Source organism: Amycolatopsis sp. NPDC051061, assembly GCF_040682935.1.
Taxonomy (GTDB): domain Bacteria; phylum Actinomycetota; class Actinomycetes; order Mycobacteriales; family Pseudonocardiaceae; genus Amycolatopsis.
Map to the genome: position 1 here is coordinate 1 of NZ_JBFBBZ010000094.1, position 21,992 is coordinate 21,992.

The window sequence follows — 21,992 nt, forward strand, 5'->3', positions numbered from 1 at the left end:
CCGGCATGTGGCAGCTGATCAACGGGATCGGTCGGGTCACGAAGCAATTGGTCTGGGATCGGGAGTCCGCGATCGGCGGGACCGGGCGGGTGAGCCGAAGTACTCGGCAAGCAGCTGCTGGTAGAAACGTTTCGGGAACGTGGTTTCCCCGCACTCCCAGCGGTAGACCGACTTCTTGGTCAACGTCAGCTGAGCGCCGTGGCTGGTAGTGGCCAGCCGGTTCAGTTCCTCGGCCAGCTCCTGCTGCGACAGGGCGCGGTTCTCGCGGAGCGCGATCAGTGTTTCGTTGGGTGTGCGGTACGAGGACGAGCCTGCCATGTCCCCACCGTAGGCGACTGCCACCGCTTCGTGACCGTCAACGTCCACGTGTCGTCCCCACCACGTCCACGATCCGGGTACCGCCCGTCCACGGCGCGGGGTCGATCCGTCCTGCTCGCGCTGTTGCACTGGATCTTGTCGTTCCACAGACCGAGGTAGAGCGCCGGGGAACCGGCCTCACGAGGAGGGGCAGTGATCGACTCCAGGCGAACAACACCCTTGGGAAAGCACATCGTGGTCACCGGTGCCGCGGGTTTCATCGGCTCGCACCTGGTCGATTCGTTGATCGACAGAGCCAGAAGGGCGTTGAGCGGAGTCGGCACCCCGCCATCGATGTAGTGCCGGCCGTTGATCGTGACCGGTGGGAACACCAATGGTGCAGCACAACTGGACGCCACTGCCCTCATCAAAGGAACCTCGCTGCCCGAATCCCACACCTGCAGCATGCCGGTCTCCGCATCCACGGCCACGCAGGAAAAACACCTGGGCCAGTCTGCGTGCCCGAGATCGGACTGCAGGGCAACGAAGACCTCTTCATCGACTGTCGTCGCGGTGAGCGCCAGTTCTCCGACGGCTCGACGTACATCCACGGCGGTCGCCCTGTTTTCGAGCAACGCCAGCGGCGGGGTGACATCGAGACCAGCGTCGAGGGGTAATCCATCCGCCACTTGGCGGCGCGCTGACCAAGCACCCGCCGGGCTCTCGTCGACCCGGCGAGCAACCGAGCTTCGATCCGTCGCCATGCCGCCCTCGAACCCTGGATCGTGTGCGTTGGCCACGGCCACCCACTGCGTGACACCGGCCAGCTGGCCGCACTTGCCGCGAGTACCGCTCACGGCAAGTGCGACGGGTCGCCGGAGTGCTCAGGGGCGATCGGCGACGGCGAGGAAACAGCCGACCTCGTGCACGCCGACCAGGTCGCGCGGGTGGAACAGTAGGCCGTCCACGTCACCGATCTGCTTGGCCAGGTCCCGAAAGTTGCGTTGCACGGTGTGGTCGGTGATGTCCAGGAACAGCCGAAGGCGCAGGCCCGCCCGGTGCAACATCGGCACGTACGCGTCCGGGTCGGCCAGCGTCAGCATCGACACCCGGCAGAACTCCTCGACGGCCGGGTGCCGCACGGCAGGCCGCGGGGCGCGCTCGGACAGCTCGGTGAGCACCAGACGGCCACCGGGCTTGAGCACCCGGCGCACCTCGGAGAGCACCTGTTCGCGGTCGGGCATGTGGATCAGCGACTCGATCGCCATCACGGCGTCGAAGCTCTCGTCGTCGAAGGGCAGGGCCATCGCGTTGCCGTGTCGGAACTCGGCCAGGCCGGCCAGCCCGGCATCGGCGACTAGCCGGTTGGCGTGGGCTACCTGACCGGCGCTGATGCTTACCCCGGTCAAGTGCGCGCCGGTGCGCTCCACCGCGCGCAGGGCGGGACCACCGACACCACAGCCCAGGTCGAGCACCCGTGCACCGGGCCCGACACCGAGTCGGTCGACGTGCTGGTCGGTGAACCGGACCACAGCCTCGGCTCGCGGCAAGTCCGACTCCGGGTCCTCCCAGTAGCCGATGTGCAGGTTGGGGTCGAAAGCCCCGCCCTCCAACTCGGCTTCCAGCAGCCTATCGTAGAGCTCGCCGACGGCCTCCGGCTCGGGCGCGACGGATGCAGTCTCGGTCATGGCAGTGCCTTTCGCCAGTTCGAGGGAGACAACACCCTCACCTCGCACCAGTCGTGAGCAGAACTCGCGATCAGGTGCGGGGTGAGGACGGTAGGGTCAGGGACGCTCGGCGGCGACCAAGAGGCAGCCGAACTCCTCGACTCCGAGCAGGTCGTTCAGGTCGTAGGGCACCGGGCGGTCGTTCAGGGCGACGATCTCCAATGTGGCGCGCCAGGTGCGGTCCATGGTCTGCTCAGTGATGTCGCGCAGCTCGCGCACGCGCAGCCCGACCCGGTGCAGCATCGCCGCGTAGTCGTCCACGTCGGCCATGGTGATCATCGCGACCCGACAGAAGCCCTCGATCGCCGGGTGCAGCTCGGCGTCGTGGTTGTGCGGGGCGCGGGTGAAGAAGTCGGTCAGCACCAGTCGGCCACCGGGCTTGAGCACCCGGCGCGCCTCGGAGAGCACCTGCTCGCGGGAGGGCATGTGCAGGATCGACTCCAGCGCCATGACCGCGTCGAAGCTCTCGTCCTCGAACGGCAGCTGCATCGCGTCGGCGCGCTGGAACTTCGCACGCTCGGCGACACCCTTATTTGCGGCGAGCCTGGCGGCGAGCTTGATCTGCTCCTCGCTGATGCTCACGCCGGTGACGTTGGCGCCGGTGTTCATCACGATCTGGCTGGCCGGGCCGCCGATGCCGCAGCCGAGATCCAGCACGTGGTCGCCGGCGCCGACCTTCAGCCGCTCGATCATCAGGTCGGTCAGCCGGACGACGGCCTCGCCCATCGGCACGCTCTGGTCGGAAGGATCGTCCCAGTAGCCGATGTGCAGCTGGTGGTTGAACTTCTCGAACTGGTCGTACTCGTGTTCGTCCTTGAGGATCTGATCGTAGAGTTTGCCGACGTTCTCCGGAACGGGCAGAGGGATGGAGGTCTTACTCATGTTGGGACACGCCTTTCCAAGGGATGCGGATCGGTCCGTTGCTGAGCGGGGCTCTGCGGTCACCAGGTCACGGGAAGCTCGTAGACGCCGTAGACGATCCCGTCATGCTTGAACGAGATGCTGTCCAGCTCGGTGGCCAAACGCAGCGTTGGAATTCGCCGGTAGAGCGTGTTGAGCACGACCTGGAGCTCCATGCGGGCCAGCGACTGGCCGAGGCACTGGTGGGTGCCATAGCTGAAGGTCAGGTGGTGGCGGGCCTCGCGGGTCAGGTCGAGGGTGTGCGGGTCGCTATCGTAGGCGTCGGGGTCGCGGTTGCCGATCGAGGTGGCCAGCACCACGCCCTCGCCGGCGCGAATGACCTCGCCGGCGATCTCGATGTCCTCGGTGGCCACCCGGCGCATCCCGGTGTGCGAGATGGTCAGGTAGCGCAGCAGCTCCTCGGCGGCCGTCTCGGCCAGCCTCGGGTCGTCGCCGGCTTGGAGCAGGGACAGCTGGTCGGGGTGCTGCAACAGGGTCAGCGTGCCCAGCGCGATCATGTTCGCGGTCGTCTCGTGCCCACCGGCGAGCACGAGAACGCTCATGTCCACGGCCTCCTTGCGGCCGATCTCCTCGTTGCGCACCCGCTCGGCCAGATCGGTCAGCAGGTCGTCGCCCGGGTTGACCAGCTTGTCGCCGAGCACCGCGTCCAGGTGCGCCATCAGCGCCTCGCTGGCCTGCGCGCGCTCCTCCGGCGGCACGTCCTGCCGGATCAGCACCGCGCTGTTGCGCTCAAAGACTTCGTGGTCCTCATAAGGTAGCCCGAGCACACCACTGATCGCGAGCGAGGGGATCGGCAGCGCGAACGCGGTGACCAGGTCCACTGGCTTCGGCCCGGCCAGCAGCTCGTCGATCTTCTCGTCGACCATCTTCTGCACGAACGGGCGCAGCTGCTCCATCTTGCGCACCGTGAACTGGCCGAGCACCATCCGCCGCTGCCGGTTGTGCTCGGGGTCGTCCATCAGCGGGAAGCTGCTGATGAACGTGGACTTGTCCTCGATCCGGATCGGGCTTGGGTAGCCGTCCCTGAGGAAGTCCGCGCTCATCCGCGGATCGCGCAGCAGGGCCCGCTGGTGGGCGTGCTTGGTCACCAGCCACGGGGTGCTGCCGTCCCACAGGCGCACCCTGGACAGCCCGCCTGCCTCCTGCTTCTCCTGCAGTTGCGGCGGCGGGTCGAACGGGCACCCGGCGGCCCTAGCCATCGGGAACTCGGGGATGTCCTCGTCCGTGATCGGTGTCGTGCTGGTCATCGGCTCTCCCTCTTTGTACTGGTCAGGTCGTCGACCTGACTCACCAGGTGACCGGGAGCGACCCGAGGCCGAGGTTCATCGATTCGAGTGCGAAGTCCAGTTCCTCGAACGGCGTTGCCAGCGCCAGTCCGGGCAGTCCGCACAGCAGGGTCTGCAACGCGGTATGCAACTCGATCCGCGCCAGGGTCATGCCGACGCACTGGTGCACGCCATAGCCGAACGCGAAGTGCCGACGGGCGTTGAACCGGGTGACGTCCAGCCTCGCCGGCTCGGGGAACACCTCGGGATCGCGGTTGGCCGCTGGCAGGTTGAGGATCACACCGGACCCGGCGGGAATGCGCACACCGCCCAGGTCCAGGTCCTCCAGCGCCACCCGGCCGGTGCCGTCCTGCACGATCGTGTGCCAGCGCAGCAGTTCCTCGACCGCGTTGACGAACCCGGCCGGCTCGGCGCGCAGCGCCGCCAGCTGCTCCGGTTCGCGCAGCAGCGCCGTGGTGCCCAGCGCGATCATGTTGGCCGTGGTCTCGTAGCCGGCCAGCAGCACCACCATCACCGTGGCGACCAGCTGCTTGGTGGCCAGCTCGCTGGTCCGCTCGAAGTTCAGCACCAGGTGGCTGATCAGGTCGTCACCCGGCTCGATGCGCTTGCGGTCGCACAGCTCGCCGACGAAGTCGACCATCTCGCCGATAACCTCGCCCATCTTCTCCGCCGGCAGGCTGGGATCCAGCGCCTGCACGGAGTTGCGCGCGAACTCGTCGAGACCGGCGCCGGCGACACCGAGCATTCCGCCGATCACCAGCGAGGGAATCGGGAACGCGTAGTTGAGCACGAGGTCGGCGGGGGCACCGGCCGCCACGAGCTGGCCCAGCTGCGCGTCGCACACCTCCTGGATCGCTGGGCGCATCGCCTCGGTTGGTCTGCTGGCGAAGTGCCCAGCCACCATCCGGCGCAGCCTGGCATGCCCAGGGTCGTCCATCTTGCCGAAGTTGAACACGTCGTCGGGAATGTCGAACTTCACGAACCTCGGCTGGTTCCGGTTGGTGCCGTCGGAACTGAACCTGGGGTCGGTCAGCGCGATCTGACACACCTCGTAGCCGGTCAGCAGGAACGGGGTGCTTCCGTCCCACAACTGGACGCGCGTGACCGGGCGGGTTTCCCGCAGCTGCTCGTAGCGGGACGGCGGCGCGAACGGGCAGTCGCCCGTCGCCCGCTGAAACGGGTAGGCAGGAACCTCGATGGCCACGTCCTCGGTGAACACTGCGACGGCCTTTCTGCTTCGGCTGCTGTGCCGTGAATAGCGGGTGAATTCGGGCGTTCAGTGTTTGACGGCCAGCGTGATTCCGTCGGCCATCGGCAGCAGGCTTATCTCCACCCGTTCGTCGGCGTGCACGAGCTCGTTCAGTTCCCGCACCGCGACGGTGTCCGTGTCGGTGGCCGACGGATCGGCGACGCGACCGAAGAACAGCGTGTTGTCCAACACCATCAGTCCGCCGCGCCGCAGCAGCACGAGTGATTTCTCGTAGTAGTCCAGGTAGCCGGACTTGTTGGCGTCCACGAACACCAGGTCGAACTCCGCGCCGGCCCCGATCAGCCCGTCCAGGGTGTCGTTGGCGTCGCCGATCCGCAGGTCAATCCGGTCGGCGACGCCGGCCTTCTCCCAGAACGGCTGGCCGAGACTAGGCCACTTCGGGGTGATCTCGCAGCTCACCAGGCGCCCGTCTGCCGGGAGGGCTCGGGCCATGCACAGCGTGCTATAGCCGGTGAACGTGCCGATCTCCAGCACGGCGGCGGCGCGGGTCAGGTGCACGAGCAGGCCGAGCAGTTGGCCCTCCTCGGGCATCACCTGCAACGCCTGGGCGGCCGGCAGTCCGGCGGTCTCGGCCCTGAGCCCGGCTAGCACCTCGTCGTCGCGCAGGGAAGTCGCCCGGACGTAGTCGAGGATTTCAGGGGTGGCGGTGATCTGCTGAGCCATGTGGCGGACACTTCCGTGAATTCGGGACCTGGACCGAGAATACAGTCTATGTACGGTGATGACGCTGTCAATATCTGAATTCGGAACAGCTATCTCGGTGCTTGTTTCCACTTCGGATGAGGGGGGTGTAGGGGGGAAGGCCAGGGGGTCGGACATGCTGTGCGGAGATAACGATAGAAGTGAAAAGTGCGTACCGAGATAGTGCGCGATCCGATTCCGGTCATACGAGGAGCGTGATGGGAGAGCAGGTCGGGAATACCCCGCTCGCGGTTCTGGGCGCGGGCACGATGGGACTGGGGATCACCTCCCTGGCCGTCGGCCACGGGGTGCCGGTCGTGCTGGTCGAGTCCAACTCCGGCAACGCCGCCAAGGCCAAGGCCGCGGTCGCCGGGCAGTTGCGGATGGCCCAGCTGATGGGCGCGCTCCCGGCCGACCGGGAGCGGGGCGCGGTGACCGTCACCGGCACGCTGGCTGAGGTGGCCGCGGCCGGGGTTGTGATCGAGGCGGTCACCGAAGACCTGGCGACCAAGACGAAAGTGCTGGCCGAGATCGAGTCGGTGACCGGGCCCCAGGTGCCGTTGGTGTCCAACACCTCCTCGATCCCGATCGACGAGCTGGCCGGGTGCCTGGCCGATCCGACGCGGTTGGTCGGCACCCACTTCATGAACCCCTGCTACCTGATTCCCGCCGCCGAGGTCGTGCGCGGACCTCGCACCAGCCAGCACATCCTGGACACGGTGACCGGGGTGTTGGCCGTGTTGGCGCGCACGCCGGTGGTGGTCCGGGACGGACCGGGGTTCGTGACCAGTCGGGTGCTGCACCCGATGATCAACGACGCGATCCGGGTGGTGCAGGAGGGCACGGCCACCGTCGAGGCGGTCGACACGTTGATGCAGGACTGTTTGGGGCACAAGACCGGGCCGCTGCGCACCGCGGATCTGATCGGGTTGGACAACCTGGCCGATTCGTTGCGGGTGTTGGCCGAGCGGACCGGGGATGCCCGGTCGGCGCCGTGTGAGCTGTTGTTGGCCAAGGTCAGCGCGGGTCATCTGGGCCGTAAGTCCGGTCAGGGGTTCTACGACTACGGGAAGGCACAGCTGTGACCACCTCCTCCGCATACACCGCCGACCTGGTGGCCGCCCAGGTGCAGGCGTTCCTGACCGAGCGCACCAAGCGCACCTGGGAGCCGGACACCGACCTGTTCGCCGCGGGTGGGGTGTCCTCGATGTTCGCCATGGAACTGGTGGTGCACTTGGAGTCGGAGTTCGACATCGTGATCAGTGGTCCTGATCTGGCGTTGGACAATTTCCGTACGGTCAAATCGATGGCCGAGCTGGTGGTGCGGCTGCGGGAGGCCGAGCAGTGACCGACGCCGCCGGGCTTGCTGATCTGATCGCCGAACGGGTGGGGGATCAGGCCTCTGGCTGGGATATCGCCGGTGAGTTGCCTCGGGATCTGCTGGTCGAGTTGGGCGGGCTCGGTGTGTTGTGTGCTCAGGTCAGCAGTGAGCACGGTGGTCCTGGTCTGGACAGTCGCGCCAACGGCGAGTTGACCGCGTCGGTCGGTGAACTGTGTAGCTCGTTGCGCAGTGTGATGACCTCGCAGGGGATGGCCGCGTGGGCGATCCGCCGGTTGGGCAGTCGGGCGCAGCAGCACCACTTTCTGCCCCGGTTGTGTGCGGGGGAGTTGGCGGCGGTGGGGTTCAGCGAGCCGGGGGCCGGTAGTGACCTGGCCGGCATCTCAACATCCATTGTTGACTATGGTGACCATGTGGTGGTGTCCGGCCGTAAGGTCTGGGTCACCGCCGCGCACTACGCCGACCTGTTGGTGGTGTTCGGCACCTACGGCGGTGGGGCCACTGCGGTGGTCGTGCCCGCGGACACCCCAGGGGTGCGGATCGAGCGTGTGCCGCATCCGAGCGGGTGTCGGGCGGCCGGCCACGCCGGGATCGTGCTGGAGGACGTGCACCTGCCCGCCGACCACGTCTTGGGTGGTACAGGCCTGCCGTTGTCGTTGATCGTGACTGCGGCCCTGACGTATGGGCGGATGTCGGTGGCCTGGGGCTGTGTGGGCATTCTGCGCGCCTGCCTCGCGGCGGTGGTGGAGCACACCGACACCCGGGTGCAGTTCGGGGTGCCGCTGGCCCAGCATCAGCTGGTGGCACGGCACATCGCCGAGTTGTACGTGGGGGAGCAGACCGCGGCCTGGGCCTGCGAGCATGCCAGCGCCTCCTGGGACTCCAACTGTCCGGACCTGGTCGTGGACGCGGTGCTGGCCAAGTACACCGCCTCCCGGGCGGCAGCGTCCGGGGCTGACCGGGCTGTCCAAGTACTGGCGTCGGTGGCCGCCGCCGACGGGCATGTGGTGGCCCGGGCGCATCGGGACGCGAAGTTGATGGAGATCATCGAGGGCACCAGCGAGATCTGTGAGCTGGTGCTGGCCGAGCATGCCCGTGGCCGGACAGGAAGGTCCCGCTCGTGAGTGAACCGACGGTTAAGTGTCTGGTCTGGGACTTGGATGACACGTTGTGGCGGGGCGTGCTGCTCGAAGACGACACGGTGACCCCGTTCGAGCGGGTCCGGGAGGTGATCACGACCCTGGACTCCCGCGGGATTTTGCAGTCGATCGCGTCGAAGAACGACCACGACCACGCCTGGCCACGTCTGGAGGTGTTGGGTCTGGCGGAGTATTTCGTGCTCCCGCACATCGGCTGGGGGCCGAAGTCGGCGTCGGTGCGGGCGATTGCGGAGCAGCTGAAGTTCGCCCACAGCACGATCGTGTTCGTCGACGACAATCCGGTGGAACGGGCGGAGGTGGCCCATCACCTGCCCGAGGTGCGTTGTTATGACGCGGTGGACGTGCCGGGGTTGGTGGGGTTGCCGGAGTTCAGTCCGGCGATCGTGACGGTGGATTCCCGGCAGCGGCGGCAGATGTATCGGGCAGGGTTTGCCCGGGAGGCCAGCCGCGCGGATTTCACCGGTCCGGATGATGACTTTTTGCGTACGCTTGGCCTGGAGATGGTGATTGGTCGGGCCAGTGAGCAGGAGTTGTCCCGGGTTGAGGAGTTGACCCTGCGGACCAGCCAGATGAATGCCACCGGGGTGCATTATGGCGACGCGACGTTGCGGGGGTTGTTGACTGATCCTGGCCACGAGGTGTTGGTGGTGGCGATGTCGGATCGGTTCGGTCCGCATGGTGCGGTGGGGATCGTGTTGCTGGAGCGGCACGCGCACGTGTGGCATTTGAAGTTGTTGGCAACCTCGTGTCGGGTGGTGTCGCTGGGCGCGGGGTCGACGTTGCTGAACTGGTTGTCGGATCAGGCCGCTGCTGCTGGTGTGCATGTGGTGGCGGATTTCCGGCGTACTGATCGTAATAGGATTATGGAGATCGCGTATCGGTTCGCGGGGTTCTCCGAGTCCGACTGTGGGTGTGTTCACGAGCTGGTGGCGTCCGGGGTCGAGGGTGTCGAACGGCTTCATTTGACCCCGTTGCGGCACCCGGCACCGTCCACGCTGCAGCTGTCCGCACCCGATCTGGCGAGCGTGACGCTGTCCAGCTGACGCCCGCCCCGCCCGCCTGCCACACCGTCCGGATTCAGGTGATGTCACATGCTCGTGCTCGGGATCAACGGCAACTTCTCCCCGGCGGAGACCGACCTCGTCCCGTCGCTGTCGGAGATCTTCTTTCACGACTCGGCCGCCTCGCTGGTGCGCGACGGTGAGCTGGTGGCCGCGGTGGAGGAGGAACGACTCAACCGCATCAAGAAGACGACCAAGTTCCCCTCGACCGCCATCCGCGAGTGCCTGGCGCTGGCCGGGGCGAGGATCGAGGACGTTGACGCGGTCGGCTATTACTTCCCCGAGAACCACATCGACACGGTGCTCAACCACATCTACACCGAGCATCCCAGGGCCGAACTGCGCTACTCCCGCGAGCTGATCAAGCAGCGGCTGCGCGAGGACCTCGGCTGGGAACTGCCGGACGAGAAGCTGGTCTACGTCCCGCACCACGACGCGCACGCCTACTCCTCGTACCTGCACTCGGGCATGGACGAGGCGCTAGTGGCGATCCTGGACGGCCGCGCCGAACTGAACTCTGGCACGATCTACCACGCCCAGGGCACGCACCTGGAGAAGCTCTACGACTACCCGGTGTTCAAGTCGCTGGGCGCGCTGTACCTGAACGCGACCTTCCTGCTCGGCTACGGGTTCGGCGACGAGTACAAGGTGATGGGCCTGGCCCCCTCGGGCGACCCGGCCACCTACCGCGAGGTGTTCTCCCAGCTGTACGTGCTACACGACAAGGGCGAGTACGACCTGGTCGCCAACACCTTCGTGCCGAACCTGGCCAGCCCGGCCCTGTTCGCCGCCGGGTTCCGCCCGCGCCGCAAAGGCGAGGAGTTCACCCAGAGCCACCGCGACTTCGCCGCCGCGCTCCAGGAGGCGACCGAGACCATCGTCATGCACGTCTTCGCGCACTGGGCCGAGGTCACCGGTCTGCGCAAGTTCGTGTTCGGCGGCGGGGTCGCCCACAACTCCAGCCTGAACGGCCGCATCCTCAAGGCCGGCCTGTTCGACGAGGTGTTCATCCACCCCGCCTCGCACGATGCCGGAGCCGGTGAGGGTGCTGCCTACGGCGCCGCCGCCACGTTCGGCGGGCTCCAGCGCCCGTCCGCCCGGCTGGTGTCCGCCGCGCTCGGCCCCGACCTCGGCAAGCCCGACGAGATCGTCGCCCGGCTCGCCCAGTGGTCGCCGATGGTCGAGGTGACCCCGCTAGCGGACGCGGTCGAGACCGCGGCCGGTCTGCTCGCCGACGGTGAGGTGCTCGGCTGGGCGCACGGTCGGTCGGAATTCGGGCCGCGCGCGCTGGGCCACCGCAGCATCATCGCAGACGCCCGGCCCGCCGAGAACCAGACGCGCATCAACGCCATGGTCAAGAAGCGCGAGAGCTTCCGCCCGTTCGCGCCCGTCGTGACGGCGGAGGCCGCGGCGGACTGGTTCGACCTGTCCGGCGCGTTCGGCCACCACGAGTTCATGTCTTTCGTCGTGCCGGTGCGGCCGGACAAGCGCGCCGAACTGGGGGCGGTCACGCACGTCGACGGCACCGCGCGCGTCCAGCTGGTCACGCCGGAGTCCGGCGAGCGCTTCCACCGGCTCGTCAGCCGCTTCGGTGAGCTGACCGGCACCCCGGTGCTGCTGAACACCTCGTTCAACAACAATGCCGAACCGATCGTGCAGAGCCTGGACGACGTCGTGGTGAGCTTCCTGACCACGGACCTGGACGGCCTGGTCGTTGAGGACCACCTAGTCAGGGCCAAGAAGCAGCCCGACATCGGCGCGCTGGTCCCGCAGCTGCGCACGGCCACCCGGCTCACCCGCCGCGTCGCTCCCGCTTCCGGCAGTACTGCGGCGGCTGAGCCGGTGTACCAGATCGCCTTGGACTACGACCACGGTCCGGTCACCACGATCGCTGCCGCCGCCTACGAGGTACTGTGCCGGGTCGACGGCAGCACGACGCTGGGCGAGCTGGCCGGGACCGAACTGACCGCGGAGCTGGCCGCCGAACTGCACGGCCTGTGGCAGGGGCGCTTCTTCACGTTGATCCCCGCCTGATCCGATTCCCTCCTCCGCGTGCCGGGAGACAGCAGTGAACCCGACCACCCACCCGTTAACCGTGACACTGGTCGCCGAGGCGGTCAGTGAGGTGCACGCCAGCCTCACCCGGCTGCTGGAGACCCTCCGGCGCGCCGAAGGTGAGTCGGACGCGTACGTGGCCGCTTGCGTGGCCTGTCTGGAGGCCGCGCAAGCGGTCACGGCGGTGGCCACCGGCGAGCAGGACCCGGAGCACGGCGGCCACCAGGCCCTGTACGCGACCAACGCCGCCAAGCTGGCGATCCGGTTCGCCCTGGTGGAGAACGGTGACGCGCGTCGGTCCTCGTCCCAGGCGGACAGTCAGGTGTCGGCGTCGTGACCGCGCCGGGGGACGGGGCACTGCTGGGCATCGACGTCGGCGGGACAAAGGTCGCGCTGCGCGTCGAGGACGGCGACACCGTGCTGGAGGAGTCGTTCACCTGGCCGATCGACGGTGATCCACACGCCGATCTCGACCTGCTCTTCGGGGCGGTCGCCGCCCTGCGTGCGCGGACTTCCGGGCCGCTGGGCGGGATCGGCGTCGCCCTGCCGGCCACCGTGGCTGCCGGGGTGGTCACCGCGTGGCCGAGTCGTCCCGGCTGGATCGGGGTCGACCTTGGCGCCGGGCTGCACGAGCTGGCCGACGGAGCGGCCGTGCTGGTGGCCGACGACGGCGACCTTGCCGCGCTCGCCGAGGCCCGCGCCTGGTCCTGCGGCGACCTCATCTACGCGGGTGTCGGCACCGGGATCGGCGGCGGGATCGTGCTCGACGGCCGACCCTGCCCCGGACCCGGTCGCGGGTCCTGCGAACTGGGACACGTGGTGGTCGACCTGGACGGCCCGCTGTGCGTGTGCGGCCGGCGGGGCTGCGTGCAGGCGCTCGCCTCGGGCCCGGCGATCATCGTCGCGGCCGGGCAGGCGCGCGGGAACCCGGTGACTGGAACGGAACTGCTGGCCGCGCTGGGGACAGGGGAGCCCTGGGCGGTGTCCACTGTGGACGCCGCGAGTGCCGTGCTCGCGGTCGCGCTGGTCGGGGTCGGGGAACTGGTCCACCCGGCGCTGCTGGTCGTCGGCGGCGGGTTCGCCGCCGCCATCCCGGGCTTCGTCGACGGCGTGGCCCGGCACTGCGTCGCGCTCGCCAGGCCCGGACACACCCCGGCGCCCGTCCGGCCCGCGCTGCTCGGCGGGCTGTCCTCGCTGCACGGAGCGGTGCACGCAGCGGCCATCGCGCGGGATGACGCACTGGTGGCGCCTACCCCGCTCTGACGGTGCCGCCGGCTCAGTCCTCCACGATCTCCAGCAGCGTCTGGGCGGCCAGCCGGTAACCCCGCGCGCCCAGCCCGACGATCACGCCGCTGGCCAGCGGGGCGATCACCGACTCGTGCCGGAACTGCTGCCGCGCCCACACGTTCGACAGGTGCACCTCGATCCACGGCTGCGGGTAGTTCGCGAGCGCGTCCCGCAGACTCCACCCCGCGATCATCAACGCGCCTGGGTTCACGATCGCGCCGACCGTGTCGTAGGAGTCCTCCAGTTCGTCGATCAGGGGGCCCTCGCTGTTGCTCTGCACCGAGCGAACCGTCCAGCCCCGGTCGGCCACCTCCTTGGCGACCGCCTTCTCGATGTCGGCCAGCGTGTCCGTGCCGTACACGGAGACCTCGCGGTGGCCGAGGATACCGAGATTGGGACCGTTGACCAGCAGCAGTTCGCGCACGTCAGCAACCTCCTTCTGTAAAAGCGTCACCGAAATTCCGGCTCGGTTCGGTGGCCAGCTGCCCCCTATTGTCCGCTTTTTCGCCGGAACCCGCCCGGCTCTGTGGAAACGTCCTCGGATGAGGGGGTTCTAGGGGGGAGGGCAAGGGGTTGGTCGACGTCCGGAAAATCAGTAGCATTGAAACGGAACATAACCTGGCGCGCCCTGGAAAGAATCCTGGGACTCCCTTTTCCTAAAGCATCGGGGACACAGCGACATGAGCATTTCTTCCGCCTCCGGGATCGAGTTTCCGGCCTGGCCGCAGTACGACGACACCGAGCGCGAAGCCCTCATCCGCGCATTGGACCAGGGCCAGTGGTGGCGCATCGGCGGCAGTGAGGTCAAGAAGTTCGAGCGCGAGTTCGCCGACTACCACGGCGCGAGCCACGCACTAGCCGTCACCAACGGCACCCACGCGCTGGAACTCGCCCTCCAGGTCCTCGACGTAGGCCCCGGCACCGAGGTGATCGTGCCGGCGTTTACGTTCATCTCCTCCTCGCAGGCCGCCCAGCGCCTCGGCGCGGTCGCCGTGCCCGTCGACGTCGACGCGAACACCTACTGCGTCGACGTCGACGCTGCCGCCGCCGCCGTCACCTCCCGCACGGCCGCGATCATGCCCGTGCACATGGCCGGCCAGTTCGCCGACATGGACCGGCTGGCCAAGCTCTCCGCCGACACCGGGGTGCCGCTGGTGCAGGACGCCGCCCACGCCCACGGCGCGCACTGGCGCGGCAAGCGCGTCGGCGAACTCGGCTCGGTCGCCGCGTTCAGCTTCCAGAATGGCAAGCTGATGACCGCCGGTGAGGGCGGCGCGGTGCTGTTCAACGACGAGGGCCTGTACGAGAAGGCGTTCGTCCGGCACAGCTGCGGACGCCCCATGACCGACCGCGGCTACTTCCACCGCACCTCCGGCTCCAACTTCCGGATGAACGAGTTCTCTGCGGCCGTGCTGCGCGCCCAGCTGGCCCGCCTCGACTTGCAGATCGCCACCCGCCAGGCCCGCTGGCCGGTGCTGTCCGGGTTGCTGGCCAAGATCGACGGCGTCGTGCCGCAGACCATCGACCCGCGCAGCAACCGCAACCCCAGCTACATGGCCATGTTCCGGCTGCCTGGCTGCACCGAGGAGCGCCGCAATGCCATCGTCGACGAGCTGGTGGCCAGGGGCATCCCGGCGTTCATGGCCTTTCGCGCCGTTTACCGCACCGACGCGTTCTGGGAGGCCGCAGCGCCGGACCTGAGCGTCGACCAGCTGGCCGAGCGCTGCCCGGTGTCCGAAGCGATCACCAGCGACTGCGTGTGGCTGCACCACCGGACCCTGCTGGGCACCGAGGAGCAGATGCACCAGCTCGCCGCGGTCGTCGCCGACGTGGTCGCCCGATCATGAGCGCCGTCGGCCCCGGGACGCCGGTCCGGGTCGCGGTGGTCGGTCTCGGCTGGGCGTCCCGCGAGATCTGGCTGCCCCGCCTGCTGCGCAATCCCGCCTACCAGGTGACCGCGTTCGTCGAACCGGCCGAGGACGCCAGGACCGCCGTGCTCGACGAGCTGGCCGACTCCGGCCTGTCCGAGGTGGCCGGCTACTCCGATGTGGACGAGCTGCCGGTACACACGGTCGACCTCGCCGTCGTCGCCGTGCCCAACCACCTGCACGCGTCGGTGGCCTGTCGGCTGCTGCGCCGGGGCGTCCTGGTGTTCCTGGAGAAGCCGCTGTGCCTGAGCTCGACCGAGGCGGCCGACCTGGCCGAGGCCGAGAAGGCCGGCGGCGCGGTCCTGCTCGGCGGCAGCGCGGCCCGGCACCGGGCCGACGTCACCGCGCTACGGGAACTGATCCCGGCTCTGGGCGCGCTGCGGCACATCGAGGTGTCCTGGGTGCGTGCCAGGGGCATTCCGGACCGTGGCGGCTGGTTCACCAGCCGCACCCGCTCCGGCGGCGGGGCGCTCGTCGACCTGGGCTGGCACCTGCTCGACGTGGCCAGGTCGCTGCTGAACGGCGTGACCGGTTCGCCGGCGGGCGTCGAACTGGAACACGCCATCGGCAGCGTGTCCGCCGACTTCATCAACAACCACGCGTTCCAGGCCGCCTGGCGCGGCGAGACGCTGCCGGACCCGGTGACCGGTGACGTCGAGGACACCGCTCGTGGCTTCTTGGTCACCCGGTCCGGGATCTCGGTTGGCGTCCACGCCAGCTGGGCATCGCACCAGAAACTGGACACCACCGTGCTCCGGCTCGACGGCAGCGAGGGCAGCGCCGAACTGCACTGCACGTTCGGCTTCAGCCCCAACCGTGCCGACCGGCCGACGCTGGTGCACACCTCCGGCGGCCGGTCGGCGCCCGTCGAGCTGCCCGTCGAGGCCGTCGGCGCCGAGTACGACACCCAGTTGGAGTTGCTGCCGGCGCTGCTGGCCCACCTTGGCACGCGCGGCCACGCGGCGGCCGAGGCCGGCTGGGTCGTGTCCGCCATCGAGCAGATTTACGGCGCAGCCTCGGCCACGCGCTGCGTCGAACCGGCCAGTGCCAGGTCCGAGCTGCTCGGCACGGGGGCGACCCGGTGACCGGCTACCAGCACGTACCGGGCGCTACCTACCAGCGGGCGGTGCTGTTCGACCTGGACGGTGTGCTCGTCGACAGCTTCGCGGTGATGCGCCAGGCGTTCCAGATCGCCTACAACGAGGTCGTCGGTCCCGGCCAGGCACCGTTCGAGGAGTACAACAAGCACCTCGGCCGGTACTTCCCGGACATCATGACGATCATGGGTCTGCCGCTGGCGATGCAGGAGCCCTTCGTCAGGGAGAGCTACCGGCTCGCCGGTGAGGTCCAGGTCTTCGACGGCGCTCCCGAACTCGTTGCCGACCTGCGCGCCAACAGGTTCGGCACCGCCGTGGTCACCGGCAAAGCCGGCCCCCGCGCCCGGTCCCTGCTCAGCACCCTGGGCATGGCCGAGCTGTTCGACCACATCATCGGCTCCGACGAGGTGGCCAATCCCAAACCGGCCCCGGACATGCTCCTGCTGGCCACCGAGCTGCTTGGCGTGTCAGCCGACCGGGTGGTGATGGTCGGCGACGCGGTGACCGACCTGGCTAGCGCCCGTGCCGCCGACTACCCGGCCCTGGCCGCCCTGTGGAGCGACGTGGACGAGGCCGAACTGCTCGCGGCCGCGCCGACCGCCGCGGTCCGCAAGCCCTCCGAAGTCCTGAACTGGTGCCTGGAGCACCTCTGACCCGCTGAACCCCTCCGCCTTTGCGGCCGGTGCACGTCCGCCTCGCCACGCATGGACCGTACGGCTCGTCGAATGAGACCTTGGTCCAGGCGTGGCGCATGGGAACGCTTCGATGGGTCACGCATGGACCACACGGGACAGTGGATGTCCCGTGTGGTCCACGCGTGCCTTGGTGGGGGTGCGGCTCTTCAGCGGCCCGTGACAGGCGCTCCGCCAAGCGGTCAGCCCAGTTGGGCGTGGAGGTCGGCGGTGAGGGCGCTGAGCGTGGCCGGGTCGGTGGCGGTGCCGAAGACGTAGAAGTCCGGGCGGATCAGCACGGCGTCGGCGTCGAGTTCGTCGAGCCACTTCAGGTAGTGGCCGTTGGTGTCGACGACCTGGTCCGGGCCGTGCTGGGCGGTGTCGGCGGGCAGCAGGTGTGTGTACCGGGTGTCGAGTCCGTCCAACTGGGCACGGACCTCGGCGCCTGGCACGAGGTCGCCCCTTGTGAGAAGGGTGAAACCGGTTCCGACGACGTCGTCGAACAGGCCCGTCCGGCCGTCGCGGGTCACCCGCCACTGCGGGCCGGGCGTGCCTGCGTTCCTGGTGAGCGAGCCGTCCGGGGCACGGTGAAGCACGCCTACTTCCAGGGGTTTGACGACCGCACGGCCGCCAGCGCCCCCGGCGGGGTTGATGTCCCGCTTCCGCGCGGCGAGCATGGCGGTGTCCCGGTCGGCCGCGGCGGCGGGATCGGCCACGCACACGACCTTGCCCAGCCCAACCGACATGGTCACGGCGTGCTGGACATGCGAGGCCCGCTCCAGGGTGTAGCTGTCCAGCAGGACACTGCCCGCCTCGCCACGTAGCACTAGGTCGAGCTTCCACGCCAGGTTGGCCGAGTCCCGGAATCCCGAGGTCATGCCTTGCCCGGCGAACGGCGGCATCAGGTGCGCGGAGTCGCCGGCCAGGAACATCCGACCGGCCCGCCAGCGCCGGGCCCACTGCGCGCGGAAGGTGTAGACGGCCAGCCGGTCGAGCACCCCGTCGTCCCGACCGATGTCGAAGAGCGAGAGCAGGTCCCAGGCGTTGTCCTCGCTGCCGAACGCCTCGGGATCTTCGCCGGACACCCGCATGAACTCGTAGCGGCGGTGACCGGGCCCGGCCGACACCGCGGTGCGCGGGCGGGCCGGATCGCAGATCTGGAGGTTGTTGGGCGTGAACTCGCGTTCCTGGTTCAGGCGGACGTCGCAGACCAGCCAGTCGTGCGAGAACTCCAGGTCGGTCACGGTCGTGCCGGTCCGCTTGCGCACGATGCTGTTCGCGCCGTCGCAGCCGACGGCGAACCGGGCGGTGAGCTTGGTGCGCTTGCCGTCCGGTTCGGTGGCCACGACGCGCACGTGGTCGCCCCGGTCCGTGAGCCCGGTGACCTCGTAACCGCGCAGCACGGTGAGGTCGGGCAGCTCCTCGCCGTGCGCGATGAGCGCGTCCTCCAGCACGGGCTGGTAGGCCGAGGTTGCCTCGGGCCAGCCGCAGTGCCCCTCCTCGGCCACGGTGAACGCGATCAGGGTCTGCCCGGCCGCGTTGTGCCAGGCGTAGTCGCGGGCGGGCTCGCCGCACTCGGCCAACGATTCGCCGATCCCGGCCGAGGCGAGGATGCGGGCCGCCTCGCTGTCGAAGCCGACCGCGCGGGGCAGCCGGAACGCGGTCGGCCAGCGCTCCAGCACTGTCACCCGCCAGCCGCGCTGGGCCAGCAGCACCGACAGCAGCTGCCCGACCGGCCCGTAGCCGACGACCAGGACGTCGGCGTCGCACTCCGGGTCAGTGTCCCCGGCCATACTCACGCCCCTGCCATGATCGACTCAGTGATCCCGGAGAACTCGTCCTTCTGCACCAGCACCCGCGTGGTCTCCACGCCGTCGAGCACGGTGAAGTAGCGACGGCCGATCAGCACGTGCTGGCCGTTATCCGTCGCCCGGCCGCGGAACGTGGTTCCCGCCAGCACGGAGTCCCGGGCGTAGTCGTCCAGACCGTCCAGGCGCACCTTCGCCCAGCCTTCGCCGTCGGCGCGCTCGGGCCGGAACCGGTACACCGCCTGCCAGTCCCCGTCGCGCGGCCTGCGCTCGACCACGTGCAGGCCGTCCCGCTCGAGCACCCGGTAGGCGCAGCCGTACTGCTCCTGCTCGGTCGCGGACAGCTCCAGCGGCTCCAGATAGGACGGTCCGACGAACCCGACGTCGACCAGCCAGGTCCGCCCGTCCAGCACGATCAGGTTGAAGGAGTGCTCCTCCTCGGGGCCGAACCGGTTGTCGGCTAGCCGGATCGCGGCGGCCACCATGCGCACGTCGTAGCCCAGTTCGGTTAGCAGGGCGTGGAACAGCCGGTTCAACTCGTAGCAGACCCCGCCGTTGCGCCCGGTCACCACGTGCTTGAACACCGCGTCGAGCGGGATCTCGGCCAGCGCCCTGGTCGGCGGCAGCCGGTCGGCCGCGCCGCCGTTGTCGTAGGGCACAGCCATCAGGTGCCGCTTGTGCAGTGCCCGCAGGGTCTCCAGCGTGGGCTCCAGCGGGTCGTCCACGCCGATGCGCCGCAGGTACTCGGCCATGTCGATCATGCTGAATGTCACCTTTCGTCAGTCGGGTCGGCGGGGGCGGTGCGCGCGGCGGCCAGGCGATCGCGCAGGTCCTCGGCGGCGATCGCTGGGGTCGGCTGGTCGAACAGTTGAGCTGCGGGCAGCCGCAGCCCGGTGGCTGTGGCCAGCCGGTTGCGCAGTTGGACCGCGGTCATCGAGTCGAACCCGATCTCGAAGAACGCGTCGTCCGGGCCGACTGCCTCCCGGTCGCCGTGCCCGAGTACGGCCGCGGCATGGTCGCGGACCAGTTCCGTCAGTACGGCCTTCTGCTCCTCGTCGGACAAGCCGACCAATCGAGTGTGCAGGCTCTCGACGGGGACCGCTTGCCCGGCGAGCGAGCGGCGCGGGGCCGGTACGAGCGTACGGAGCAGGGTCGGGACCGCGTCACCCGAGGACACCGCCGAGCGCAGTGACGCCAGGTCGAGTGTCATCGGGACGGTCAACGCGGGGCTGTCGGCCCGCAGAGCGACCGCGTCGAACAGCGCCATGCCCTCGTCCGCAGTCAGCGGGACGACACCACCGCGCCGGGTACGATCCCGATCAGTGCCACCGAGTCCGGCGCTGAGCTCACTGTAGTCCGCCCACAGACCCCAGGCCAACGACACCCCGGAGAGCCCGGCGTCGCGTCGCTGCTGCACGAGGGCGTCGGCAAAGGTGTTCGCCGCCGCGTACGCGGCCTGACCCGCCGTGCCGAGTACACCGGTCGCGGAGGAATACACCGCGAACACCGCCGGGTTGGCAGCCCTGGTCAGGGTGTCCAGGTTGAGCAGCGCGTCGACCTTCGGGGCCAGCACGGCAGCGAGCCGTTCCGGCGTGAGGTCGGTGAGCACGGCGTCGTCCAGTGCGCCGGCGGTGTGCACGACGGCGGTGAGCGGGTGCTCGGCCGGGATCGAGTCGAGCAGACCGTCAAGCGCATCCCGATCGGTGACGTCACAGGCCACGATCCGCACGTCCACGCCCAGTTCGGCCGCCAGTTTGGCAGCGCCGGGCGCGTCCAGGCCACGGCGACTGGTCAGCAGCAGGTGCTGTGTGCCGTGTGCGGAGACCAGGTGCCGGGCGGTCAGCGCGCCGAGTGTGCCGGTACCGCCAGTGATCAACACCGTGCCGTCCGGGTTCAGCTCGGCAGCCGCGCGCTGACCGGCCGGTGCGGGCACCAGCCGGGGCGTCTGCGCACGACCACCGCGCAGGACCAGTTCGGACACCGTGATCCCGGCCGCGATGGCCAGTGTCGATGGAGAACGGTCATCGGCGTCGACCAGGACCAGCCGGTCCGGGTGTTCCGACTGCGCGGACCGGACCAGACCCCACACCGCAGCCGCTGCCGGATCGGTCGGCACGGAACCCCGACTGACTGCGCCGGTCGTGACCAGCACCAGCCGTTCCTCGGTCAGATCCGGCCGGGTGACCCAGCCCTGGACGAGCATGAGCGCCTGAGCGGCCAGTGCGTGTGCCCGAGCCACGGGGTCCTCGCTGTGATCCCAGGTGCTCACATCGGCCAGCAGCACGCCCGGACGTTCCGGATCGGCGGCGTAGGCGTGCACATCGCGATACTGGTCCGAGCCCAGCACACCCCAGCGTTCGGCCGGGATCACCTGGGAGTGCTCGGTCCACTCGACTACGTGCAGCGACTCGATACCCGCCGAGGGGGACAGCGCGCCCAACTGTTCGGCGCTGATCGCCCGCAGCTCGAGCGAACCGATCGTGGCGACCGGAACGCCCTGCGGGTCGGTGATCGATACGGTCAGCGTCTGCCCGACCGGCGCACTGGCCCGCACCCGGACCGAAGTGGCCCCGCTGGCGTGTAGCTGCACGTCGTTCCAGGTGAACGGGAGCAGCGTGACGCGTTCGCCGGACGGGGCCGGCAGGCAGAAGCTGCCGACGTGCAGTGCCGCGTCGAGCAGCGCGGGGTGGATGCCGAACCGACCGGCGACCCCGGCCTGGGACTCGGGCACCGCCACCTCTGCCACCACGTCCTTGCCGTCGCGCCAGACCGCGCGCAGGCCCTGGAACGCCGGGCCGTACTCGTATCCGGCGGCGGCCATCCCGTCGTAGAATCCGTCCAGCGCGATCGCTTCGGCACCGGCTGGGGGCCACGGGATGGCCGGGTCGGACGCGGGCAGCAAGGACTTCGCCGACAGGGTGCCGGTGGCGTGCTCGGTCCACGAGCCGCCCGCGTCGGCGCGGGAGTAGACACGCACGTCCCTGCGTCCCCCCTCCTCGACCCCGACGAGCACATGGAGCTGGAGCGCCCCGCCCGTCGGCACGACCACCGGCTGACCGATGACCAGTTCCTCCAAGGTCGGCGTGCCGGTCTCGTCACCGGCGTGCACGGCCAGTTCGGCCAGCACGGCACCGGGCAGCAGGATCGTGCCCGACACGGCGTGGTCGAGCAGCCACGGATGCGTGGCCGTGGCGATCCGACCGGACAGGATCACCCCGCCGGTGTCCGGAATGTTCACGACCGTCGCGGCCAGCGGATGGGTGTTCGTGTTCGCGGCCTCGATCACGGCAGCGGGAACACTGCGGTCCAGCCAGTAGCGTTGGTGTTGGAATGCGTAGGTGGGTAGGGGGACTCGTTGGGCGGTTGGTAGTACTTGTGTCCAGTTGATGTGGATGCCTCGGACG

General features: G+C 69.1%; 22 protein-coding genes and 1 pseudogene. 12 read left to right on the forward strand and 11 right to left on the reverse strand.

What is annotated here, in order from left to right; genetic code table 11:
* Positions 1–36: 36 nt before the first annotated feature.
* Complete coding sequence (locus tag AB0N03_RS50800) at positions 37–318, reverse strand: helix-turn-helix transcriptional regulator (RefSeq protein ID WP_364388557.1); 282 nt, start codon at positions 316–318, stop codon at positions 37–39.
* A 234-nt stretch (positions 319–552) separates the two neighbouring features.
* Here AB0N03_RS50800 and AB0N03_RS50805 point away from each other — a divergent pair, with 234 nt between their 5' ends.
* Positions 553–657, forward strand: coding sequence for an NAD-dependent epimerase/dehydratase family protein (locus AB0N03_RS50805; RefSeq protein ID WP_364388555.1), 105 nt, complete (start codon positions 553–555; stop codon positions 655–657).
* Here AB0N03_RS50805 and AB0N03_RS50810 read toward each other — a convergent pair.
* Positions 636–788: pseudogene (locus AB0N03_RS50810) on the reverse strand (patatin-like phospholipase family protein); the annotation flags it as partial. The gene AB0N03_RS50805 and the pseudogene AB0N03_RS50810 overlap by 22 nt on opposite strands.
* A gap of 27 nt (positions 789–815) precedes the next feature.
* Between AB0N03_RS50810 and AB0N03_RS50815 the strand changes: the two are divergent.
* Complete coding sequence (locus AB0N03_RS50815) at positions 816–974, forward strand: hypothetical protein (protein WP_364388559.1); 159 nt, start codon at positions 816–818, stop codon at positions 972–974.
* A 207-nt stretch (positions 975–1,181) separates the two neighbouring features.
* Here the strand turns inward: AB0N03_RS50815 and AB0N03_RS50820 are convergent, their stop codons facing one another.
* The 5 genes from AB0N03_RS50820 to AB0N03_RS50840 all read right to left on the reverse strand — a co-directional run bounded on the left by AB0N03_RS50820 (position 1,182) and on the right by AB0N03_RS50840 (position 6,164).
* Positions 1,182–1,985 (reverse strand): methyltransferase domain-containing protein, encoded by an 804-nt coding sequence (locus tag AB0N03_RS50820; RefSeq protein ID WP_364388514.1) that lies wholly within the window; start codon positions 1,983–1,985, stop codon positions 1,182–1,184.
* 96 nt (positions 1,986–2,081) lie between these two features.
* Positions 2,082–2,906, reverse strand: coding sequence for a methyltransferase domain-containing protein (locus AB0N03_RS50825; RefSeq protein ID WP_364388516.1), 825 nt, complete (start codon positions 2,904–2,906; stop codon positions 2,082–2,084).
* 59 nt (positions 2,907–2,965) lie between these two features.
* Entirely contained in the window at positions 2,966–4,192 is a 1,227-nt protein-coding gene (locus AB0N03_RS50830; RefSeq protein ID WP_364388518.1) for a cytochrome P450, read from the reverse strand.
* A gap of 40 nt (positions 4,193–4,232) precedes the next feature.
* The gene (locus tag AB0N03_RS50835; protein ID WP_364388520.1) at positions 4,233–5,450 is read right to left on the reverse strand and encodes a cytochrome P450; all 1,218 of its coding nucleotides are present in this window, start codon (positions 5,448–5,450) and stop codon (positions 4,233–4,235) included.
* 57 nt (positions 5,451–5,507) lie between these two features.
* Complete coding sequence (locus tag AB0N03_RS50840; protein WP_364388522.1) at positions 5,508–6,164, reverse strand: class I SAM-dependent methyltransferase; 657 nt, start codon at positions 6,162–6,164, stop codon at positions 5,508–5,510.
* Between the two features lie 236 nt (positions 6,165–6,400).
* Between AB0N03_RS50840 and AB0N03_RS50845 the strand changes: the two genes are divergently transcribed.
* From AB0N03_RS50845 to AB0N03_RS50875, 7 genes are read left to right on the forward strand one after another with little or no spacing between them, the layout of a single operon-like run.
* Positions 6,401–7,267, forward strand: a complete 867-nt coding sequence (locus AB0N03_RS50845; RefSeq protein WP_364388524.1) for a 3-hydroxyacyl-CoA dehydrogenase family protein — start codon at positions 6,401–6,403, stop codon at positions 7,265–7,267.
* Positions 7,264–7,530 (forward strand): acyl carrier protein, encoded by a 267-nt coding sequence (locus AB0N03_RS50850; RefSeq protein WP_364388526.1) that lies wholly within the window; start codon positions 7,264–7,266, stop codon positions 7,528–7,530. Before AB0N03_RS50845 ends, AB0N03_RS50850 begins: the two co-directional genes overlap by 4 nt.
* On the forward strand, positions 7,527–8,645 hold the full coding sequence (locus AB0N03_RS50855) for an acyl-CoA dehydrogenase family protein (RefSeq protein WP_364388528.1): 1,119 nt from the start codon (positions 7,527–7,529) through the stop codon (positions 8,643–8,645). Before AB0N03_RS50850 ends, AB0N03_RS50855 begins: the two co-directional genes overlap by 4 nt.
* Entirely contained in the window at positions 8,642–9,724 is a 1,083-nt protein-coding gene (locus AB0N03_RS50860; RefSeq protein WP_364388530.1) for an HAD-IIIC family phosphatase, read from the forward strand. Before AB0N03_RS50855 ends, AB0N03_RS50860 begins: the two co-directional genes overlap by 4 nt.
* Before the next feature lie 48 nt (positions 9,725–9,772).
* Entirely contained in the window at positions 9,773–11,776 is a 2,004-nt protein-coding gene (locus AB0N03_RS50865) for a carbamoyltransferase C-terminal domain-containing protein (RefSeq protein ID WP_364388532.1), read from the forward strand.
* 34 nt (positions 11,777–11,810) lie between these two features.
* On the forward strand, positions 11,811–12,134 hold the full coding sequence (locus AB0N03_RS50870; RefSeq protein WP_364388534.1) for an O-linked N-acetylglucosamine transferase: 324 nt from the start codon (positions 11,811–11,813) through the stop codon (positions 12,132–12,134).
* Positions 12,131–13,060, forward strand: coding sequence for an ROK family protein (locus AB0N03_RS50875; protein WP_364388536.1), 930 nt, complete (start codon positions 12,131–12,133; stop codon positions 13,058–13,060). The genes AB0N03_RS50870 and AB0N03_RS50875 overlap by 4 nt, the downstream gene beginning before the upstream one ends.
* 13 nt (positions 13,061–13,073) lie before the next feature.
* On the opposite strand, the gene AB0N03_RS50880 is transcribed toward AB0N03_RS50875, so the two are convergent.
* Positions 13,074–13,508 carry a type II 3-dehydroquinate dehydratase gene (locus AB0N03_RS50880; protein ID WP_364388539.1) on the reverse strand — a complete coding sequence of 145 codons (435 nt, stop codon included), beginning with the start codon at positions 13,506–13,508 and terminating at the stop codon, positions 13,074–13,076.
* A gap of 256 nt (positions 13,509–13,764) precedes the next feature.
* Between AB0N03_RS50880 and AB0N03_RS50885 the strand changes: the two genes are divergently transcribed.
* From AB0N03_RS50885 to AB0N03_RS50895, 3 genes are read left to right on the forward strand one after another with little or no spacing between them, the layout of a single operon-like run.
* Positions 13,765–14,931: a DegT/DnrJ/EryC1/StrS family aminotransferase gene (locus AB0N03_RS50885; protein ID WP_364388541.1), complete on the forward strand. Its 1,167-nt coding sequence runs from the start codon at positions 13,765–13,767 to the stop codon at positions 14,929–14,931.
* Positions 14,928–16,097 (forward strand): Gfo/Idh/MocA family oxidoreductase, encoded by a 1,170-nt coding sequence (locus AB0N03_RS50890; RefSeq protein ID WP_364388543.1) that lies wholly within the window; start codon positions 14,928–14,930, stop codon positions 16,095–16,097. The genes AB0N03_RS50885 and AB0N03_RS50890 overlap by 4 nt, the downstream gene beginning before the upstream one ends.
* A complete protein-coding gene (locus tag AB0N03_RS50895; RefSeq protein ID WP_364388546.1) occupies positions 16,094–16,762 on the forward strand; it encodes an HAD-IA family hydrolase in 669 nt (222 codons plus the stop codon). The genes AB0N03_RS50890 and AB0N03_RS50895 overlap by 4 nt, the downstream gene beginning before the upstream one ends.
* Before the next feature lie 221 nt (positions 16,763–16,983).
* On the opposite strand, the gene AB0N03_RS50900 is transcribed toward AB0N03_RS50895, so the two are convergent.
* From AB0N03_RS50900 to AB0N03_RS50910, 3 genes are read right to left on the reverse strand one after another with little or no spacing between them, the layout of a single operon-like run.
* Positions 16,984–18,573 carry a bifunctional 3-(3-hydroxy-phenyl)propionate/3-hydroxycinnamic acid hydroxylase gene (locus AB0N03_RS50900; RefSeq protein ID WP_364388548.1) on the reverse strand — a complete coding sequence of 530 codons (1,590 nt, stop codon included), beginning with the start codon at positions 18,571–18,573 and terminating at the stop codon, positions 16,984–16,986.
* A gap of 2 nt (positions 18,574–18,575) precedes the next feature.
* The gene (locus tag AB0N03_RS50905) at positions 18,576–19,349 is read right to left on the reverse strand and encodes an arylamine N-acetyltransferase (RefSeq protein WP_364388550.1); all 774 of its coding nucleotides are present in this window, start codon (positions 19,347–19,349) and stop codon (positions 18,576–18,578) included.
* Positions 19,350–19,357: 8 nt separating this feature from the next.
* A complete protein-coding gene (locus tag AB0N03_RS50910; protein ID WP_364388553.1) occupies positions 19,358–21,874 on the reverse strand; it encodes a type I polyketide synthase in 2,517 nt (838 codons plus the stop codon).
* Positions 21,875–21,992 lie beyond the last annotated feature (118 nt).

Coding starts and splice junctions, on each gene's coding strand:
- AB0N03_RS50800 (WP_364388557.1), bottom strand. CDS start 318: ATGGCAGGCTCGTCCTCGTACCGCACACCCAACGAAACACTGATCGCG.
- AB0N03_RS50820 (WP_364388514.1), bottom strand. CDS start 1,985: ATGACCGAGACTGCATCCGTCGCGCCCGAGCCGGAGGCCGTCGGCGAG.
- AB0N03_RS50825 (WP_364388516.1), bottom strand. CDS start 2,906: ATGAGTAAGACCTCCATCCCTCTGCCCGTTCCGGAGAACGTCGGCAAA.
- AB0N03_RS50830 (WP_364388518.1), bottom strand. CDS start 4,192: ATGACCAGCACGACACCGATCACGGACGAGGACATCCCCGAGTTCCCG.
- AB0N03_RS50840 (WP_364388522.1), bottom strand. CDS start 6,164: ATGGCTCAGCAGATCACCGCCACCCCTGAAATCCTCGACTACGTCCGG.
- AB0N03_RS50845 (WP_364388524.1), top strand. CDS start 6,401: ATGGGAGAGCAGGTCGGGAATACCCCGCTCGCGGTTCTGGGCGCGGGC.
- AB0N03_RS50865 (WP_364388532.1), top strand. CDS start 9,773: ATGCTCGTGCTCGGGATCAACGGCAACTTCTCCCCGGCGGAGACCGAC.
- AB0N03_RS50885 (WP_364388541.1), top strand. CDS start 13,765: ATGAGCATTTCTTCCGCCTCCGGGATCGAGTTTCCGGCCTGGCCGCAG.
- AB0N03_RS50890 (WP_364388543.1), top strand. CDS start 14,928: ATGAGCGCCGTCGGCCCCGGGACGCCGGTCCGGGTCGCGGTGGTCGGT.
- AB0N03_RS50900 (WP_364388548.1), bottom strand. CDS start 18,573: ATGGCCGGGGACACTGACCCGGAGTGCGACGCCGACGTCCTGGTCGTC.
- AB0N03_RS50905 (WP_364388550.1), bottom strand. CDS start 19,349: ATGATCGACATGGCCGAGTACCTGCGGCGCATCGGCGTGGACGACCCG.